Annotated in this window: 11 protein-coding genes; 2 read left to right on the top strand and 9 right to left on the bottom strand. The window is 66.9% G+C overall.

Annotated elements, in window-relative coordinates:
- Window positions 1-23 precede the first annotated feature (23 nt).
- The 5 genes from B5X90_RS00295 to B5X90_RS00275 form a co-directional block, all read right to left on the bottom strand.
- Entirely contained in the window at window positions 24-245 is a 222-nt protein-coding gene (locus B5X90_RS00295; RefSeq protein ID WP_079549544.1) for a hypothetical protein, read from the bottom strand.
- Window positions 242-1,447, bottom strand: a complete 1,206-nt coding sequence (locus B5X90_RS00290; RefSeq protein ID WP_079549543.1) for an inorganic phosphate transporter — start codon at window positions 1,445-1,447, stop codon at window positions 242-244. The genes B5X90_RS00295 and B5X90_RS00290 overlap by 4 nt, the downstream gene beginning before the upstream one ends.
- A gap of 265 nt (window positions 1,448-1,712) precedes the next feature.
- The gene (locus B5X90_RS00285) at window positions 1,713-2,399 is read right to left on the bottom strand and encodes a hypothetical protein (RefSeq protein WP_079549967.1); all 687 of its coding nucleotides are present in this window, start codon (window positions 2,397-2,399) and stop codon (window positions 1,713-1,715) included.
- Window positions 2,400-2,503: 104 nt separating this feature from the next.
- Entirely contained in the window at window positions 2,504-3,373 is an 870-nt protein-coding gene (locus tag B5X90_RS00280) for a universal stress protein (protein ID WP_079549542.1), read from the bottom strand.
- Between the two features lie 33 nt (window positions 3,374-3,406).
- Window positions 3,407-4,723: an erythromycin esterase family protein gene (locus B5X90_RS00275; protein ID WP_079549541.1), complete on the bottom strand. Its 1,317-nt coding sequence runs from the start codon at window positions 4,721-4,723 to the stop codon at window positions 3,407-3,409.
- Window positions 4,724-5,102: 379 nt separating this feature from the next.
- Between B5X90_RS00275 and B5X90_RS00270 the strand changes: the two genes are divergently transcribed.
- Entirely contained in the window at window positions 5,103-6,842 is a 1,740-nt protein-coding gene (locus tag B5X90_RS00270; protein ID WP_079549540.1) for a long-chain-fatty-acid--CoA ligase, read from the top strand.
- 26 nt (window positions 6,843-6,868) lie between these two features.
- On the opposite strand, the gene B5X90_RS00265 is transcribed toward B5X90_RS00270, so the two are convergent.
- From B5X90_RS00265 to B5X90_RS00255, 3 genes are all read right to left on the bottom strand, one after another.
- The gene (locus tag B5X90_RS00265; protein WP_079549539.1) at window positions 6,869-7,732 is read right to left on the bottom strand and encodes a hypothetical protein; all 864 of its coding nucleotides are present in this window, start codon (window positions 7,730-7,732) and stop codon (window positions 6,869-6,871) included.
- A gap of 1 nt (window position 7,733) precedes the next feature.
- Entirely contained in the window at window positions 7,734-9,434 is a 1,701-nt protein-coding gene (locus tag B5X90_RS00260; RefSeq protein WP_256859980.1) for a multicopper oxidase family protein, read from the bottom strand.
- 117 nt (window positions 9,435-9,551) lie between these two features.
- On the bottom strand, window positions 9,552-14,930 hold the full coding sequence (locus B5X90_RS00255) for a peroxidase family protein (RefSeq protein ID WP_079549537.1): 5,379 nt from the start codon (window positions 14,928-14,930) through the stop codon (window positions 9,552-9,554).
- 570 nt (window positions 14,931-15,500) lie between these two features.
- Here B5X90_RS00255 and B5X90_RS00250 point away from each other — a divergent pair.
- Entirely contained in the window at window positions 15,501-17,849 is a 2,349-nt protein-coding gene (locus B5X90_RS00250; RefSeq protein ID WP_079549536.1) for an FdhF/YdeP family oxidoreductase, read from the top strand.
- Window positions 17,850-18,069: 220 nt separating this feature from the next.
- Here B5X90_RS00250 and B5X90_RS00245 read toward each other — a convergent pair whose 3' ends face one another.
- Window positions 18,070-18,387, bottom strand: coding sequence for a DUF6457 domain-containing protein (locus tag B5X90_RS00245; protein WP_079549535.1), 318 nt, complete (start codon window positions 18,385-18,387; stop codon window positions 18,070-18,072).
- Window positions 18,388-18,457: the final 70 nt, after the last annotated feature.

Genomic DNA, 18,457 nt, shown 5'->3' with positions numbered 1-18,457 from the left:
CCGGACCGGATGCGGGCAGCGGCTTACTTGTGGAAGTAAGGAATGATCAGGTAGAGCCCGAAGAGAATGGCGGCGCCGCACAAAGCGAAGCACGTGTAAGCGAGCGGTCGAGTCCAGGCCGCCGGGGCGGTCCGGGTGTCCCCTGCGATGGCCGTGAGCCGGACGCCGAGGGAGTAGAGAACTACCACGGTTACAGCGGACACAAGCGTGGCACTCGCCACGCTGAACAGTTCCAGCCATTTCATCGCTGGGCACCGCCGTTCTTGATCGACTTGGTGGCGGACTTTTTCTTGCGGAACTGCACGGCCTGGCCGACTTCCTCGATCTCGACGGCGTTGTTGCTGCCCACAGGCGACTTCCGTGAGCGCACAAACATATAGGCCACGGCGGCGGTGCCGGCAGTCGCCGCGATGATCACGCCCACGACCCCGGTCTGTACGAGCAGAGCCGTCAGCGCGCCCATGATTCCAGCGGCCGGCAGTGTGAACAGCCAGCCGATCGCAATCCGGCCGGCGGTTCCCCACCGCACCGTAGTGCCGCGGCGTCCCATGCCGGAGCCCACGACCGAGCCGGAGGCCACCTGCGTGGTGGACAGGGCAAAGCCCAGGTGCGAGGACGCCAGAATGGCTGTGGCGGTGCTGGTCTCGGCGGCAAAGCCTTGGGCGGGCTTCACTTCGGTGAGTCCCGAGCCCATGGTGCGGATGATCCGCCACCCGCCGGAATACGTGCCGATCGCGATGGCGAAGGCGCAGGCGGTGATAACCCACCACTCCGGACCGGAGCCGGCAGGCTGGAGGCCGGCGGAGATCAGGACCAGGGTGATGATGCCCATCGTCTTCTGGGCGTCGTTGGTGCCGTGGGCCAACGCCACGAGGCTGGACGTGAAGACTTGACCGGTCCGGAATCCGCCGCGCTTCTGCGTGAGCTTGTCCCCGGTTTCGGGGTCATGGCGTGCGGTCAGGGCGTACGCCAGCCGCGTGCACAAGTAGGCTACGCCGCCCGCGATGATCGGGGCGAACACCGCGGGAAGAATGATCTTTTGGAGGATTGACTCGAAGTTGATCGCGTGGATGCCGATACCTGCGATCGCGGCCCCGATCAGGCCGCCGAAGAGCGCGTGGGAGGAACTGGACGGCAGGCCCTTGAGCCAGGTGATCATGTTCCAGAGGATGGCGCCCATCAGCCCGGCGAAGATGATGTCCGGGGTGATCTGGACCCCGTCCGAGCCTTCCTTGATGATGCCGCCCGAGACGGTCTTGGCGACTTCCGTGGAGAGGAACGCTCCCACGAGGTTCAGCACCGCCGCGAGGGCAACTGCTGTTTTCGGTTTGATGGCGCCGGTCGCGATGGGGGTAGCCATGGCGTTCGCGGTGTCATGAAATCCGTTGGTGAAGTCGAAGAACAGCGCCAGCGATATCACTAGCGCCACCATTACGGTGATTTCCACCTGTTGCCCAATCTGAAGTATTCACGGTCGGCAGTTCCACATCCCCGTTGCTGCATGGCCACCACGTCCATTCGATGCTTGATCAGACGAATTCGGCGGCGCTAACGCGATTTGAAACCTTATCGATGGTACGTGGGAAACACGGCTGGGCAAAACATGCCAGAAGTCCCTAAATTCAGTCCTCACGTGCGGCACGGGCCTTCACGGAGGCGGTGCGATACCGGTCACAGCGGGCACCGCCCGGCTCCGCCGGCTGCGGCCCAGCTCAGACGGCCCTGCGGACGTCCGGCGCCGGGCCTGCGCCGAGCATCGAAGCGATCCTGTCCTCCAGTGCCGCGAGCGTCGCCTCGGGCAGCACGATGAGCCCGTCGAGTTCCCGGCGGGCGCGGCGGTAGGCCGTCTGCCGCTCGGCGGGAGTCGCGGCCGCGTCCGATGCGATCCGCAGAAGTTTCCGGGCTGTCTCCAGCCGCTGGCGTTCCGGGCCAGTGAACTTGCTGTCCCTGATCCGTTTGGCTTCGCGTTCGGCGACGTCGAACGCGAGCTCAAAGCTGGTCACGGCCGCCCGGTACTCCGCAAGCCGCGCGGCGGTCCTGACTTCCGCAGGGGCGGCGGGGCGCAGCCCGTCGGCCTCGCGTTTGGCCCGCAGGAAGGCCACGGTGAGCGGCTCCCGGACATCGGTCATGACCGGGTAGTCGATCAGCTTCCCCACGTCGAGTTCGTAGTCCAGCCAGCGCTTGTTGACGGTGTCGTGCGCCTTCATGAGGGCCAGCACATCGGCCTGGCTGGCCTGTTCCGCCTGCGCCGCCTGGTTCTTGAGCGTGTATAGCTCCACGCGGCGGCGGTGCCGGCGTTCGGCGGCTTTGGACCAGGACCGCGCCCACCCGCCGGCCAGTCCGCTCAGGGGAAAGACGAGCCACCAAAAGTGAGTGATGAAATTGAAGAAGGGGTCCACGGCATCATCCTCCCATCCGTTGGCGGCGCCGAAAAGCCCCCTCCACAAGGGGGCTCTCCGGCCCGTTCCGGGACCTTGCCGGCAACGGGTTGCTGTTCGGGCGGTCAGTCCCCGTGCTTGACCTTATGCACCTTCGTGACGATGGTGGGGCACGGCACATTCAGGAGCACAGCGTGCGCCGTGGAGCCGAGCACCGTCCGGGAGAACCCGCCACGACCGCGACTTCCGATCACCAACTCCCTGGCGTCGGCGGCGATATCCACGAGAGCCTTCGCCGGTTCGGTGTTCGTCTCAAGGCGCTGATGGACCACCAGGTCGGGGTACTTGTCGCCGAGCCCGGCGACCGACTCGGCGAGAACAATCCGGTCCTCTTCGACGATGCTCTCGGCGAGACCACTGGTCGGCAGCTGCTTCTCGACCCACCGGGCAGGGCTCTTGAACGCGAGGACCACGGTGAGCTCGTCTCCACCCCGGTCAGCTTCCGCGGCGGCGAAGGCGACGGCCTGCAGCGACTCCTCGGAGCCGTCCACGCCGACCACGACGCCCTTTTCCGCGGTGGCCGGTTTCGCCGGCACGACGGCTACCGGGCATTCCGAGGCCGAGACAACCTGCAGGGCCCGGTCCGTCATCGGGCCGCCGCCCATCCAGTGCTTGTCATGGCCGCCAACCACGATCATGGCGGCCTGCTTGGAGACTTCCCGGAGCACCGAGCCGCCGCTGCCATGACGGAGCTGGATGTCCACAGTGACGTCCGGGGCCTGTTCGCGGGCGGCCGTCTCAGCGTCCCGAAGCAGTTCCATCCCCGATTCCCGGATGATCTCGTGGTACTGAAAATCCGGTGACATCCAGCGGTCGTCCACCGCGTGGACGACCGTGACCGGGAGCTTTTCCCGGGCGGCCCGGTCAAGGGCCCAGGCCAGGGCGGCGTTGCTGCCTGCGGACCCGTTGATGCCGACGATGATTGCTTTGCTCATGCTGATTCCTGCTTTCCTGGAAGGCACACCGGCCTAGAATCCGGTGGGCTCGGTCTCGAACTCCGGTTCACGGGGCGGGCCTTCATGGTGTACCGGACGCAGCGCTGCGGTGTGTTCCAGCCAGATGAGGGCGTCGTAGCGCTCCCCCATCCGGGTCGGAACGTAGTTTCCGGCGTCCCGTTCCGGGTGGTAGACGACGCCGATCGCCCGGTGCCCGAGCCGTGCGGAAAGCCATGGCCCGGTCCGGTCGTCGCCGAACACCAGCACTGAGGGCACCCCCAGGGCCTGATGCAGGAAGTCTTCGTGGCTGCCCGGGCGCGCTTCCGGCACCGTCAGGATGCGTTCGGGCCGGCCCCACCCGTCGGAGGCGAGCACGGAGCCGCGGTGGGCTGCGAAGCCGACCAGCAACACGCCTTCGCCCGCGTGGCGTTCGCGCAGCAGCTGCCCGACGTTGACCAGGCCGTCCTGCGCCATGTCGGTGGCCCGGGCATCGCCGATGTGTGTGTTGTGTTCCCAGATCAGTCCCTTCGACGCCGGCCCGAGGTGCCTGCTGACCCGGTCGATGGTGTCGGCCATATGGTGGTCGCGGACGTTCCAGGACTGCCGGTCGCCGCGGACCATGCTGCGGTAGTAGTGCTCGGCGTTGGCCGCGACTTCAGCGTTCTGGACGGCGTCGAAGGCGTCCTCCCCATGCCGGCCGGGGCTGAAGGCCCGGTTCCTGACCTCGGTCAGGAGGGCAACGACGTCGGGCTCGCAGGACTGCGGCACCAGCCGCGTGCTCCAGGCATACTGATGCGGGTCCTCGTGGTGGGGCAGGAAGCACTGCCAGGCGCGCTCCGCCGCGGGGACGGCGTCGGGAACGTTCGCCTGCAGCCAGCCCATGATTTCGCGCAGCGAATCCCAGAGCGAGTAGACATCCAGTCCGTAGAAGCCGACACGTTTGTTCACCGGCCTGGCCAGGTTCCAGCTGCGCAGCCAGTCCAGGAACGCCGCGACTTCCTCGTTGGCCCACATCCAGGTTGGCCAGCGTTCGAAGCCGGCCAGCAGCGCGTGGACGCCCTGGTCCTTCCCGTCCTGGCCGCGGACCCAGCGGTTGATGCGCGAGCAGTCCGGCCAGTCCCCTTCCACCCCAATCCAGTTGTAGCCTTCCTCCGCGATGAGCCGCCTGCTGAGGGTGTCGCGCCAGGTATAGAACTCGTGGGTGCCGTGGGAGGCCTCGCCGATGGCTACAAAACGGCAGTCGGCCGCGCGCCGCACGAGGTCGTTGAGGTCCCGATCGGTTTTCAGCGGCCGGGCAAGATCGTGGACCTCTTTCAACACGGTGGTCCTGGTGACGGGCTCGGGGTTCATCGCGGATCCTCGATGTCGCTCGGTTGCTGGTGCTTCATGGCGCCCCCGTGGACCTTCTTCTTGCGTAAATCGCGCGTTAATTGCGCGCGCGAACCTGTGACCTGCGCAAACCTGTGACCAGCGCGAATCTGCGTCCTGAACGACCCCAGAGAAGTGCGCGGACCCGCGGCTCGCGGTGTACGCCCCAGCTTCCGCCCGGCCCTGCCGGGTGCCAAGGGCCAAAAGACACCTCCGGGCCGGCGCCGGCCGCCCCGGGGCCTCCGCGGCACGCGTCCGCGCGGTGCCGTCCCCGGTAGGATTTTCGGACGGGCCCGGCCGGGCCCGAGGCCGGGAGCCCGGCACCGCCCAGCACAGCGCAGCCCAGTGGCAAGGACACACCATGAGCACCAAATCCGCAGGGCCCAAGCGTCCAGACCGCCCCTGGACCCGCCACTACAGCCCCGGGGTTCCCGCCAGCCTCAAGCTCCCGGAAGGGTCCCTCGTCGACCTGCTGGACTCGTCCGTCCGGCGCTACGGGAAGAAGACCGCACTGGAATTCTTCGGAGCGCGTACCAGCTACCGGGACCTCGGCGTCGCCATCAACAAGGCGGCCGCGGGCCTGAGGAAGCTCGGCGTCGGGGCCGGGGACCGGGTGGCGCTGGTCCTGCCGAACTGCCCGCAACACATCATCGCGTTCCACGCGGCACTGCGCCTGGGCGCCGTGGTCGTTGAACACAACCCCTTATATACGGACCGCGAGCTGCGCCACCAGTTCGAGGACCACGGCGCCACCGTCGCCATTGTCTGGGACAAGGCCGTGGACAAGGTCCGCCAACTGCCGGCCGACGTCGGGCTGCAGAGCATCGTCTCCGTTGAGCTGATTCCGGCGATGCCGCTGCTGCAACGGGTCGCGCTGCGGCTCCCCGTGCCGGCGGCCCGCGCCGCCCGCGCCGCCTTGACCACCGGCAGGCACACGTCCCGGCCCGTGGCGCAGCCGGCGCGCCGGACCGTGCTGGCGTGGAAAGACCTTCTTGGCGCAGGCGACCTGAAGAAGAGGCATCCGCGCCCGGCCGCCACTGACCTGGCTGTCATCCAATACACGAGCGGCACCACGGGCCGGCCCAAAGGCGCCATGCTGACCCATGCCAATCTGCAGGCCAATGCCGCCCAGGGCCGCGCCTGGGTGCCCGGGCTCAAGGACGGCCGGGAAACCGTGTACGCGGTGCTGCCGATGTTCCACGCCTACGGCCTGACGCTGTGCATGACGTTTGCCCTGAGCATCGGCGCGAGGCTGGTGCTGTTCCCTAAGTTCGACGTCGACCTTCTGCTGAAGGCGCACAAGAAGTCGCCTGCCACGTTCCTGCCGGCGGTGCCGCCGATCTACGACCGCATCGCCGCCGCAGCCGCCGAGCGCGGTATCGCACTGGACAGCATCCGTTTTTCCATCTCGGGGGCGATGAACCTGCCGACGGCGACGGTGGACACGTGGGAGAAGGCGACCGGGGGCTACCTGATCGAGGGCTACGGGCTGACGGAAACCTCGCCCATCGCCCTGGGCAACCCCTTCGGCCCCAGCCGGAAACCGGGAACCGTGGGGGTCCCGTTTCCCCTGACGGACATTCGTGTGGTGGACCCGCGGAACGTCCTCCTGGACCGTGCCCCGGGAGAGGAAGGCGAGCTCCTGGTCCGCGGCCCGCAGGTCTTTGCCGGCTACTGGAACCGGCCGAAGGAGACGGAGGAGGCGCTGCTGGAGGGCGGCTGGTTCCGGACCGGTGACATCGTCTCGGTAGATAAGGATGATTTCGTGACCGTCCGGGACCGGATCAAGGAACTGATCATCACGGGAGGCTTCAACGTCTCCCCCACGGAAGTTGAGGATGTCCTCTCCGGGTACCCCGGTGTCCGCGACGTGTGCGTGGTGGGACTGCCCCGCCCTGGCGGCGGCGAAGACGTGGTTGCCGCCGTCGTCCCGTCCGCGGGCTCCAGCGCGGACCCGGAGGCGCTGCTGGCGTTTGCCCGGGAGAATCTGGCCGCCTACAAGGTGCCGCGCCGCGTTGCCGTGCTGGATGAGCTGCCGCGTTCGCTGATCGGCAAGGTCCTGCGCCGCGAGATCCGGGACACCCTCGTGGCCGGCCGGTAGCATGTTCCGGCCGGCCACTGGTGCGGTCAGTGTCCGGACTGCTCCGGGCCCGGGGTCGTCGCTGTTGTGCCGCTGCCCGGATCATCGCCACCTTCATCATGTGAGTGCGTCCCGCCGTCCTCCGCGGACGGTTCAGGCTCCGGTTCCGGTTCAAGGGACATGTCCACTCCCTCCCCGGTGGCCGAGCGGGGAGCCAGCGCAACGGCAGCCGGCTCCACGCCTGCGCCGCGGGCGATGCCGTTCCGTACGGATTCCACCAGCGAGTCGCTGAGCAGCGGTCCCGTGTACGTGACCGTCAGGGCTCCGCCATCCACCGACGTGCCGTAGTTCCCGAGCGCATCCGAGAGAATCCCTTCCTCGGCGACGGCACGGGCCAGGGCCGCCGGATCGGCGGCGGCAACGCTGAACCGGAGATCGTGCACCAGGACAGAGGCGACGTGGACATGCTCCACGCCGGGGTTGCTCCCCTCCGGGCCGAAGGCCAGGTCGGCCAGCTTCTGCGCATCGTCGCTGGTGCTTCCGGGCGGAAGCGCCAGGATGAGGTCCGGTGAGAGATGCTCAAGGATCCCTGGTTCGAGCACATCCGGGGAGATGCCGGACAGGACGATGCCGCCGCCGGTGGCGGCCTGCTCGAGCCGGACGCGCAGCGCGCCGAGGTCGGCGTCCGGGGCGGGGTGGACGGCGATCACGGCGCGGCGCCGCACCATCAGCCCGTCGTGGCTTACGGCGGGACGGCCGTTGCCGACGTCGGTCCCCGTCTCGAGCGAGACGGGCGCGGCGCTCGGCGCCGCCGTCGGCGACGGTTGGGCCGGGGCCGGCGGTCCGCCCGTGCAGGCGCTCAGGGCCAGCACCAGCAGGGCGGCCACGCCCCCTGCCGCAACGCGGCCCATCTCAGGTCCCCGCGGGCAGTCCGGGCCGGTACACCGGCGGGAACTCGTCCGGGCCGGTGGTGTCAAGCACCGGCGGATCGGAGGTGATGGGGTCGTTGACGCGAAGGTCGCCCACCGAGAACTGAACCATCATGTCGTGGTCCTCATGGACCAGGTTGTGGCAGTGGATCATGTAGCGCCCGCCCCCGCCGGTACCTGTGTCGAACTGCATGAGGGCCGTGATGGACTCGTTCTCGCCCGCGTAGAAGACGTCCTTGGGTCCCTTTTCCCAGGCAAACGGCTGGCCGCCGTTCGTGTTCCGGGCGATGATCTTGGCGTCAATGAGGTGGATGTGGACCGGATGGAACCAGCCCCCGGACGCGTTGATGATGGTCCATTGCTCGACGTCGAAGGGCTGGGGGTTGCCGAACAGCTTGGTGAACCCGGATTTCTCCACATCGGCCCATGTGACGCCGTTGACAGTCCACTGCCCGTTTGCGCGGAAGAATTTCAGCTCGCGCTTCGCCTTGGCCATCGCCGGCGTCAGGCTCATGGTGGGGATGCCGCCCCGGGCCGCGTTGACGGAACCGCCGTCGTCCAGCGTGGTCGGGATGCTCGCAATGGAACCGGCCCCCGAGCCGGAGTCAGCTACGACCTGGAAGCGCATGATCTTGTTGGTGTTCGCGAAGTCGATGTTGTTCTTGTTGCTGAGGTTCCGCAGCTCGATCAGCTGGCCGGTCCGGTATTTGCGGAAGTCGATCAGGACCTCATAGCGCTCGGCCGTCCCTTGCCGCCAGGACTTCACGGCCTGCACGCTGGGAACCATGCCCGCGTCGGTGCCCACCACATAGATGGGATCCCCGGTGGACAGCGTGGGCCGGTACGACCGCGAAATCGAGGCGTCGAGCACACGGAACCGGTAAATCCGCGGCTTGACCTTCATGGTGGGCCACGGCACGCCGTTGACCATGATGATGTCGCCCCAGAGGCCCTTCTGGTCGTTGTCGTTGTAGGCGAGGGATCCGTCGGCGTTGAACATCGCGTCCGAGATCATGAGCGGCACGTCGAATTCCCCCTGCGGCAGCTGCGCCCGGTCGTACTTGTCGGACAGCGGATAGAAACCCGCGAGCCCCGAATATACGTTCTGGGCGGTGATGTGGTGCTTGTGGTCGTGGTACCACAGGGTCCGTGCCGTCTGGAAGTTCGGGTAACGGTAGTTCTTGACGTTGCCCGGGACCGTGAAGTCGTTGGCGTAGCCGTCGTACTGCGGCAGCGAGGCCGAGCCGTGCAGGTGGGTGACAGTATTGAAGGCCCCGGGCTGGAGCAGTCCCAGCGCGGGCAGCGCGTTGCGTATCCGTACCTCGATCCGGGTGCCCTGGGTGGCCCGGATGGTGGGACCGGGAAAGATGCCGTTGTAGCCGGCGACGGTGGTGTCCAGACCGGGCACGAACCGGGCCTGGCCGAGCTTCTGGGTGAGGGCATAGCGGGCGAAGGGACGGGCGGGGTCGCCGCCGTCGAAACCCGTCTGAAAGGGGACAAGTTCGGGCGGGCGGCGGAAGACGCCCGCGTACGGAACAGGCATGTTCTGGGGTGAAAGTTGGCTGGCGATGACGACCGGTGTGCTCGGCCCAGTAGCGGGGACGTCGTCATCGCCGCCACTGAGTCCTGCAAGGCCGAGGGCGCTGACGGCACCCAGTTTAAAGATCTCTCGTCGTGTAGTCATGGCCCCTCCAAGTGGGCAATAGAGCTGTATACCGTGTCGGAAAGTGGCTTTCCAACAAGTGAGGAAGCCGGCTGGCGGACCGTAGCGGCCCCGCCAGCCGGCGTACTCAGACTGCTGTTAGAGTGCTGCGCCCGTGGTGAATGTCCAGACACGGCTTGTCAGCGGGTTGCCGGCCAGGTCGCGGACGCCTGTCGTGCCACCGGTGATGGTGACCCGATACTGGGTGTTCGCGACGAGGCTGGTTCCGGGGTTGATCGTCAACACCCTGGCGGTGGTGTTGAACGTGACCGCCGAGGTGACCACGGCCCCGGTGGAGACCCGCTCAATCCGGACCTTGCCGGCAACCGCGAAGCCGGTAATGGCCTCACTGAACGTGGCTGTCACATTGGTGTTGCGCAGCACGCCAGTGGCTCCCGTTGGGGGAGTCGTGGCGGTGATGGTCGGGTTCGGGCCCGTGGTGAACGTCCACGTGCTCGTCGCCATCGTGTTGCCCGCAAGGTCACGGACGCCGGAGACGGTCACGGTGTAGAGGCGGTCTGCCGGCAGCGTTGCCACCGGGTTGAGCGTCGCGACGCGGGTCAGCGAATTGTAGGAGACGACGGCGGCGATCGCCGTGGTCCCCTGCCGCAGTTGGAAGTTGGCCCCCGTCACCCCCGTTACCGCTTCACTGAACGTTGCCGTCACGTTGGCGCCCTGGCTGACCGAGAATGCCCCCGGTGCAGGGACCCGTGCCGTCAGGGTGGGAGCCACGAATTCAGTCCGTGGCGTCACCGCTGCGGTGCGGGCCGAGAAGCCGCCCGTACCCACCGCGTTGACGGCCGCGACGTCGAACGTGTACGCCGTCCCGTTGGTCAGACCCGTCACGACGACTTGTCCGACGTTTCCGGTGACTGCCTGCGTCCTGATCAGGGCAGTTCCGGCGAAGGCCCGCACCGAGTAGCCGGCGATGGCCGAACCGCCGGTGTTCGCCGGTGCGGTCCACCTCACGGTCGCCGAAGCATTCCCTGCCGTGACCGTTCCGATGGTCGGCGCTCCCGGTACGGTGGCCGTCGTCGGGCTCACCGTGTTGGACAATGCCGAGAACGGGCTGTCACCGAGGGCGTTGCTGGCCAGCACCTGGAACCGGTACTGCGATCCGTTGGTCAGGCCAGTCACCACCAGGCTGGTGGCGCCAGCCGGGGCGGCGCGCAGGGCACCGACCTGGACGCCGGCCGGGTCGGTCGTCACGTCGAGCACCTTCACGGCGAAGGCGTCGGCAGGGCCGACCGTCGGGGCCGTCCAGCGAACCGTTGCCTGCCCGGGGCCGGCGGTTGCCGTGCCGATGACCGGAGCGCCTGGCAGTACGGTGTCGGAGAACTGCAGGAACTCGATGTTGCGGATCGTGTCCGTGCCATCGGCGCCGACGTTGTCCACCACCGTGGTGGTCGAGCCTGCCGAGCCTACTGTGCCGTTCCCGCCGGTGGTGGTGACGGTGTAGTTGGCCCGCGGCCCGGTGAAGATCGCAACGTCCCGGTTGCCCGCGGTTTCGAGGGCGGTGGGGGTCACGATTTCACGGACGGCCACCAGGTTGCCCGGGTTGACGACGCCGGCCGCTACGGCGGCCGCCAGGGTCATCGGGTTACCTGTCTGGTACTGGCGCTCCATAAGATCGGTCGTGCCGATCTCCGCACCTGCGTCGTCCCGCACGCTGATGCGGATCTTCATGTACCGGTCACCATCGAGGACGTCGTTGCCGCCGCGGCCTTCGAGCTTGTCACTGCCAAGACCGCCGATGATGATGTTGCCATCACCCCAGACGGGACCACTCAGCGGGCAGACGCCCATCGGTGAGAGTGCTGCCACGGGGGCAAGCGGGGTTGTCGGCGCCGGGAGGATGGCCCCCAGGCCGGCGATCCGGTTGATGCCCGTCTGGTCGAGGACGTCGCAGCCGCTAAAGCCTGCACCACCTACGGTGCTGGGCACTGCGTCGTCACCTCGGATCACGTCGTCGAACTTGGAGCCCGAGTTGGCCTCCACTTCCTGCCACCGGTCGCGGTTGACCACGACGGGCAGCGGAACGCCAACGAGGTTGTTGTTGATCTTCATGTCATCGTCGGCGGCCACGGTGTCGTACTGGTGCGAGGCCCAGTCGAAGCCCGCGGCACCGGCGTAGCGGTCGACCGCGGCGTTGCTCGTCATGATGTCGTCGCCACCCTCGGCGTCGTAGTCGTTCTCTCCAACCTGCCCGACGAAGATGTCGTTTCCGGGCTTCGTCTGGGCCGGGTCATCGAAGAACGGTGCGCCGTGGTCGCCGATCAGCAGGTCCTGGCCGGATCCGCCTTGGATCCAGTCGTCGCCGCCGTCACCGAACGTGGCATCGGCACCGTCACCGGACTGCACGAAGTCGTTTCCTTCACCGGCAAAGGTTTCGTTGTCGTTGGCGCCGCCGTTGGTGAAGTCCTGGCCGTCGCCGCCCATGTTGATGTCGTCGCCGATACCGGAGTTGAGGTAGTCGTTGCCCGGACCGCCCTTGAGGACGTCGGCCCCCGAGAGATCGGTGATCCGGTCGTTGCCCGTGCCGCCGAGTGCGATGTCGTCGCCGCCGTTGCCTTCAATGACGTCGTTGCCTTCGTTGCCGAGGAACGTGTCGTTGTCGTTGCCACCGGTGACCCGGTCAGCGTTGGCGGTGCCGTTGTACACCGACTGGCCGTTGATGCCGCTCGGATCGACCGTGTTCTTCTCCATGTACTGGATGGTGCCGTCGGGCTTGCGCAGGAGCAGCAGGTTCTCCTTGCACTCGCTGGTCGGGTCGTCGGCGACCGTGGCCCCCGACGCCGTGTAGCCCGCCGGTGTGCCGGCCAGGTTGCCCAGCTGGAACTTGCAGTCCGCGGTTCCGAAAGCATCCGCCTTAAGCGAGTGCGCGTTGGTGTTGCGCATGATCATCTCGGCGAAGGAGTTGCTCTCCAGCTGCGACCGCAGGTTCATGCCCGGCGTGCGCGCCAGGTAGTACAGGCGGTCACCGTTCTGCAGGTCGGTCAGCTGGTTCTCGAACACGTAGTTGAACGTGCTGCCCAGGAGCCCGCCGAAGAGGTTGGTCTTCTCCGCCAGGCCGCCAACCCAGAGGTCGACCTTGTTCAGGCCGGTCTCCTGCGTCGCCCACGGACCGGCACTGTTCATGAAGTCCGTCATGTCAGCCGTGGGAGGGGTCGCCAGGGTGCCCGGATCAACGATCGCCTTGGCCGCTGCCCGCTTGCCCGCCAGCGTGGTTTCGCTGGTGATGGTCGGGTAGGTGCCGTACGCGGCGACAAAGTTGATCAAGGATTCCGGGTGCTTGAGGTTCTGCCCGAAGTCCGCCCAGCTCGTGTATGGAGCCAATTGAGCGTCGCCCGTGGCGTCGTTGATCTGGCGCCGCAGCTCGTTGAGCGGCGGAACGCCTTCGGAACGTGCACGCGTCATGTTGATCGTCGCCAGGTCCAGGGGAAGACCCAGCAGGTTGTTGCGCAGGGTGCCCGTGACGAACTCGTCGAGTTCGTTGCCGACCTGGTCGCTCATGCCCATGACGATGCTGCCGGCGGCCTCTTCCGAGGTCAGGGACCCCGCCGATCCGCCGTTGGTGTACTCGGGCGGGTTCAGGAAGCCATGCAGCAGGGAGATCGAGTTGTCGGTGCCGTCCGCGTTGGTCCGTGCGATCGTCTCCGTGAGCATCGAGTGCCCGAACCGGTAGACCGCGTGGGCGAACTCAGCCCTCACGGCCGCGTTGAGGTCCGTGTGGTAGACGTGGAACGGCTGGACCGCAGGCTGGACCTTCCGGGCGAACTCCTCGAAGACCAGGTGCTGGTATTCCATTTCCGTGACGAACCGTGCCGCCTGGAACAGGCGTTCGCCGTTCCAGCCGTTGGCACCGGCGGCCAGCTTCCACTCCGCCAGCGCGGCGACGCCCGTGGCCGAAGTGTCGTTGGTCAGGGTGTTCTCGATGTCCGCGACGAGCCGGTCATGCTCGGAGTGGAACACCTGGTGGATGGTGGTCAGGCCGATGTTTTCGTTGACGCGGCCGTCACCGGCGCAGAAGTGCGCGTTGAGCATTTCGTCGTCGTAAGTCCCGGCGGGCTGGTTCGCAAAATCTGCCGAGGCCGTGTTGTCTGTGTCCGGGGTGGGCGCGACGGGCGGGGTGGCAGGGTTGTGGTCCGTGTCCTGCGGCGACGGGTCGGCGTTGTGCGCGATGTCGGTCAGGAACGGGGTGTCGAAGTACCGCACGTTTGCCGGCACCGGGACAGGATTTGCCGTGTTGCCCTCAACGAGTCCGGTCAGCGTGACGTATTGCGGCAGTCCCCGGGCGGGGCCGGGGATGAACTTGCCGTACGGGTCAGCTGCGATCATCGGAATGTTGGTGACGTCCTTGTCCTCGAGCTTGAGGCCAAGGAAGATCGCTGCTTGCGACTTGACGTCCGCCCACGTGGCCATGCCACCGGCGGTGGGGCCGGCAGGACCGCCCAGGAGCTTGCCGGTTGAAACCGGCCTGCCGGCGGCGTTGTTGATGTACTCCCGCAGGAACACCTGGTGCGAGGGGTGGGACGTGTAGGTCTGGGACTGGTCCACGTAGGGCGAGTCCGTGTTGGCGGCTTCCTGGACGTCATCCGCGGTACCGAGGAGGCCGTCGTTGCCGGGCTGGTTCTGGGCCCGGGTGAGGACCATGAACGCGTTCGGGCTGTTGGGGGCCACTTCGTCACCCGTACCGGCCTTGCCATCAGGGCCCACGGTAATCAGCGGGTCATCGGCCTTGAGCGGCACGAACACCGTTCCGCCGCCCTTGACCGTCTGGTCCACACCGTGGTCGAAGAACTGACCGAACAGGGTGAACAGGGAGTTGTACGGCGGGGAGAGGCCGACGTCGGTGGTGACGTTGGGGATGAACAGCGTGTCACCCGTGGGGACGCAGCCGGCCGGCACAGCCTCGACCGGCGGAGTCGCCAAGGGGTCAGGATCAGTGGTGCAGGGGAACAGCCCGGGGTTGCCCTGGGTCCGGACCGGGAACCCGGCAGCAGCCACGGCGGCTGGATTGGTGGAGGTCTGGTCCACGATCAGATTGCTGATCTGGCGGGGCTGGGAGTCGAACACGTTGCCCGACTTCTGTGCGTAGGAGGACGTGCCGGCAGGGCCGAATCCGGCGGGGACGGCGTCGGCGGTGTTGAACGACGGCGTCGCGTGACGCGGGAAAAGCTGATCGGCGGCCCCATACGTTTCGCGGCCTTTGATCAGGTTGTTGCAGGAGCCGTCAACCGTACGCAGGCCGTAGGAGGTGAGGGCGTCCGGGATCTGGTTGGGGCCCGGCCCGACCAGCGCCCCGCAAGGGCCGGTGGCCGACGTCGTATTCGCGACGTGCGTCTCGGCGATCTTGATCTGCTTGAGGATATAGGCCAGGTCGGCCGGGGTGACGGTGAAACCTGCGCCGACGGGAGCCGGCGCGGCGCTGGCGCCAAGCGCCGTTGTGGTGAGTCCGACAAAGCTGAGCAAGGTCATCGCTGTCCCTGCGGCTACTGCGCGGGTTGGCCGGCTAAAGGCACGTCTTTGGCCTTCGACCTTCCTGCATGCGAACAAATTCATTGCACACCTGCCTCTTAGAGTGAGTGATGGTGCAAGAGTGCTGGGCAATTCCTTGGAGAAAACTGGGACCGGTCAGCAACGTCGGACCCGGACCGCAGTCCGGCGATTTCCGTGGCCTCTGGCTACCCGGACCACGCTCTGGGGCTACGTGCGCGGACGCTTTGCGCTACTCTCCCTGTGCTCGACGGCGCTGCCGCGGCCTACGCGGGAACTACTCCACGGGCGTGCTGCCGACGGATCACAGCCGAGTAACGGATACCTCTCTAAGACCCGAATTTTTGGCCTCCGCTACTTGAGGCCGGCGCACAGCAGACCCCCAGCTTGTCCCAAGGTGGTGCTGGTACGCGGGTTCGCACAGTCCACGGACGGGTGCCGGGCAATTGCTTGCGGCGCTCCGATCAAGCTGATAGGCCTGACGGTAAGGTGCAGAGTGGCAGATCAGCACGCCGCCCCATCCGGGTGGTGGTTGCAGAAGGGAAAGTTCACGTGACTCGCAAGACCCCTCATATCGAGGAACCGTCCGAAAAGGATCTCGTCGTCGCGGACGGGCCGAAAAGCTGGGCCGCCGGCGTCCCGGGCGTGTACCACTCCATGAAGCCGGCCATCGAACAGATGGGACTGAACCGGACCCGCAAGACCGTCATGGCGATGAACCAGAAGGACGGCTTCGACTGCCCGAGCTGCGCGTGGCCGGATCCCCACCACCGCAAGGCATTCGAGTTCTGCGAGAACGGGGCCAAGGCGGTGACCTGGGAAGCGACCCCGGTGGTGGTTCCCGAAACCTTCTGGGCCGAGAATGCCGTCAGCGACCTGCGCAGCCAAACCGAGTACTGGCTTGGCATGCAGGGCCGCCTGACCGAACCGGTGTACAAGGCCGCGGGCGAGGACCACTACAGGCCGGTCAGCTGGGACGAGGCGCTCCGGCTCGTGGCCGACAAGCTCAAGGGCCTGGACTCCCCCGACCAGGCGGCGTTCTATACGAGCGGCCGGACCTCGAACGAGGCCGCCTTCCTCTACCAGCTCATGGTCCGCGGCTACGGCACCAACAACCTGCCGGACTGCTCCAATATGTGCCACGAATCCTCCGGCTGGGCCATGGGCCAGACCATCGGCATCGGCAAGGCGACGGTCAGCTTCGACGACTATGCCAAAGCAGACCTGATCATCATCATGGGCCAGAACCCCGGCACCAACCACCCCCGGATGATGACCGAACTTGAGGCGTGCAAGCGCAACGGCGGCGAGATCGTGGCCGTCAACCCCCTACCCGAGGCAGGCCTGCGCCGGTACAAGAACCCGCAGCAGGTCAACGGGGTTATCGGTCACGGCGTCCAGATCGCGGACCAGTTCCTCCAGATCCGGATCGGCGGTGACATGGCGCTGCTGCAGGCCGTGTCCAAGCGCGTGCTCGACGCCGAAGCCAAGAACCCCGGGACAGTCCTGGACCACGCCTTCCTGGCCGAACACTGCGAGGGTCTCGAGGAGCTCAAGGAACACCTCGCCTGGCTGGATGAAGGCACAGTGCTCGAGGCCACGGGCCTGCGCAGCGAGGACATCGATGAGCTGGCCGCCCGCTACCTCAAGGCCGAGAAAGTCATCATCACCTGGGCCATGGGCATCACGCAGCAGAAGAAGGGTGTCGCCACCATCAAGGAGATCATCAACCTCCTGCTGCTGCGCGGCAATATCGGCAAGCCAGGCGCGGGCGCCTCCCCCATCCGCGGGCACAGCAATGTGCAGGGCGACCGGACCATGGGCATCTGGGAGCAGATGCCGCAGTCCTTCATGGAGGCCCTCGGCGAGGAGTTCGACTTCGAGCCGCCCCGCGAACACGGCGCGGACGCCGTCGAGACTATCAACAAGATGCGCGCGGGCGAGATCAAGGTGTTCGTCGCCCTGGGCGGCAACCTGGTGGGTGCCATCTCGGACACGAACGCCGCCGAGGCTGCCATGCAAAACACGGAGATGACGGTCCAGATCTCGACCAAGCTGAACCGCTCGCACACTGTGACGGGCCGCGAGGCCCTGATCCTCCCCACGATGGGCCGGACCGAGATCGATATCCAGGAATCCGGTCCCCAGTTCGTGTCGGTGGAGGACACCGTCTGCGCCGTGCACCCGTCCTGGGGCAGTGTCGAGCCCGTGTCCCACCATCTGCTCTCGGAGCCGGCCATCGTGAGCCGGCTGGGCAAACTCCTGGTGGGCGACAAGATCAGGGCCGACTGGGACGGCTATGAGAAGAACTACGACCTCATCCGGGACCACATTTCGCGCGTGGTGGGCGGCTGCAAGGACTACAACCAGCGGATCCGGCAGGAAGGCGGGTTTGTCCTCGCCCACGGTCCCCGCGACTCCCGCACCTTCCCCACGCCCACCGGCAAGGCCGTGCTGACAGCCAATGATCTCATACTTGTCGAACGGCCGGAGGGGACCCTGATCCTGCAGAGCATGCGCTCCCACGACCAGTTCAACACCACCATCTACTCGCACAACGACCGCTACCGTGGCATCAAGAAGGGCCGCCATGTGGTGTTCGTGAACCCTGACGACCTCGCCGAACTCGGCCTTGCGGACGGGCAGTACGTGGACGTCCGCGGCGTATACGACGACGGTGAGGAACGCGTGGTGCGCAAGTTCCGTGTGGTGTCGTACCCCACGGCACGCGGTTGCGCTGCTGCCTATTACCCCGAAGCCAACGTGCTGGTGCCGCTGAACCACACGGCCGAAGGCAGCAACACGCCAGTCTCGAAGGCAGTCATCGTCCGGCTCGAGCCGAGCCTGGACCAGACGCCCGACGGCGCGGCAACAGCCCCTGCCCGGGTGGCCTCACCCTAGGCACCCGCCAGCGGCACCCGCCAGCCGGGGCCGGGCCAGTCCGAACCACCGGACATGCCCCGCCCCGGCCCCGGCGGATGGACATAACACCAACATGCCCACCCCTGCGCCGCACCGCGGAGCATGTCCAGTGACTGCGGGCCGCGCATGGCCTGGTCCCTGCGCATCGAGATCCCTGTGCACCAGGTCCCGCGTGCTTCCGGGGTGCTCGCGGAGCGGGCTACTGGGCCCTCTTGGCCCAGCCTTTCTCGTCCGGGCCGCCCGACTCGCCATGTTCGCAGAGCTCGATGACCTTGTTCGACGCGGCGTGCACGGCCTCCTGCGTGCCCTTGCGGCCCTTGGTTGACGCGGTACCCGCCGCATAGCCCACGATGAACGCACTGATGGCGTCCGCATGCGGCCCGACGGCCTCGACCGATTCGTCTGCCACCTGGACGATCTTTTCGTGGTCGACTTCCAGGTCAAGAATCTGCAGCGCCTGGATCAGCCGGCTGCTCCAATGCCGCAGCGAGCTGTCTTCGTCTCGGGACAACGTCATTGCTACTCCTTCTCGCAGGGTGAATGGATCGTCTAACCCTCAAGGGGTAGCACCCGCCCCGGCGTTGCGC

The organism is Arthrobacter sp. 49Tsu3.1M3 (assembly GCF_900168135.1).
Classification (GTDB): Bacteria; Actinomycetota; Actinomycetes; order Actinomycetales; family Micrococcaceae; genus Arthrobacter.
The sequence above is the reverse complement of the archived record's forward strand: the minus strand, read 5'-3'. Positions and strand labels throughout refer to the sequence as shown.

What these genes read in the sequence shown, in the direction of transcription:
- B5X90_RS00280 (WP_079549542.1), bottom strand. Translation starts at nt 3,373, where the DNA reads ATGAGCAAAGCAATCATCGTCGGCATCAACGGGTCCGCAGGCAGCAAC.
- B5X90_RS00255 (WP_079549537.1), bottom strand. Translation starts at nt 14,930, where the DNA reads ATGACCTTGCTCAGCTTTGTCGGACTCACCACAACGGCGCTTGGCGCC.
- B5X90_RS00295 (WP_079549544.1), bottom strand. Translation starts at nt 245, where the DNA reads ATGAAATGGCTGGAACTGTTCAGCGTGGCGAGTGCCACGCTTGTGTCC.
- B5X90_RS00270 (WP_079549540.1), top strand. Translation starts at nt 5,103, where the DNA reads ATGAGCACCAAATCCGCAGGGCCCAAGCGTCCAGACCGCCCCTGGACC.
- B5X90_RS00265 (WP_079549539.1), bottom strand. Translation starts at nt 7,732, where the DNA reads ATGGGCCGCGTTGCGGCAGGGGGCGTGGCCGCCCTGCTGGTGCTGGCC.
- B5X90_RS00245 (WP_079549535.1), bottom strand. Translation starts at nt 18,387, where the DNA reads ATGACGTTGTCCCGAGACGAAGACAGCTCGCTGCGGCATTGGAGCAGC.
- B5X90_RS00260 (WP_256859980.1), bottom strand. Translation starts at nt 9,434, where the DNA reads ATGACTACACGACGAGAGATCTTTAAACTGGGTGCCGTCAGCGCCCTC.
- B5X90_RS00275 (WP_079549541.1), bottom strand. Translation starts at nt 4,723, where the DNA reads ATGAACCCCGAGCCCGTCACCAGGACCACCGTGTTGAAAGAGGTCCAC.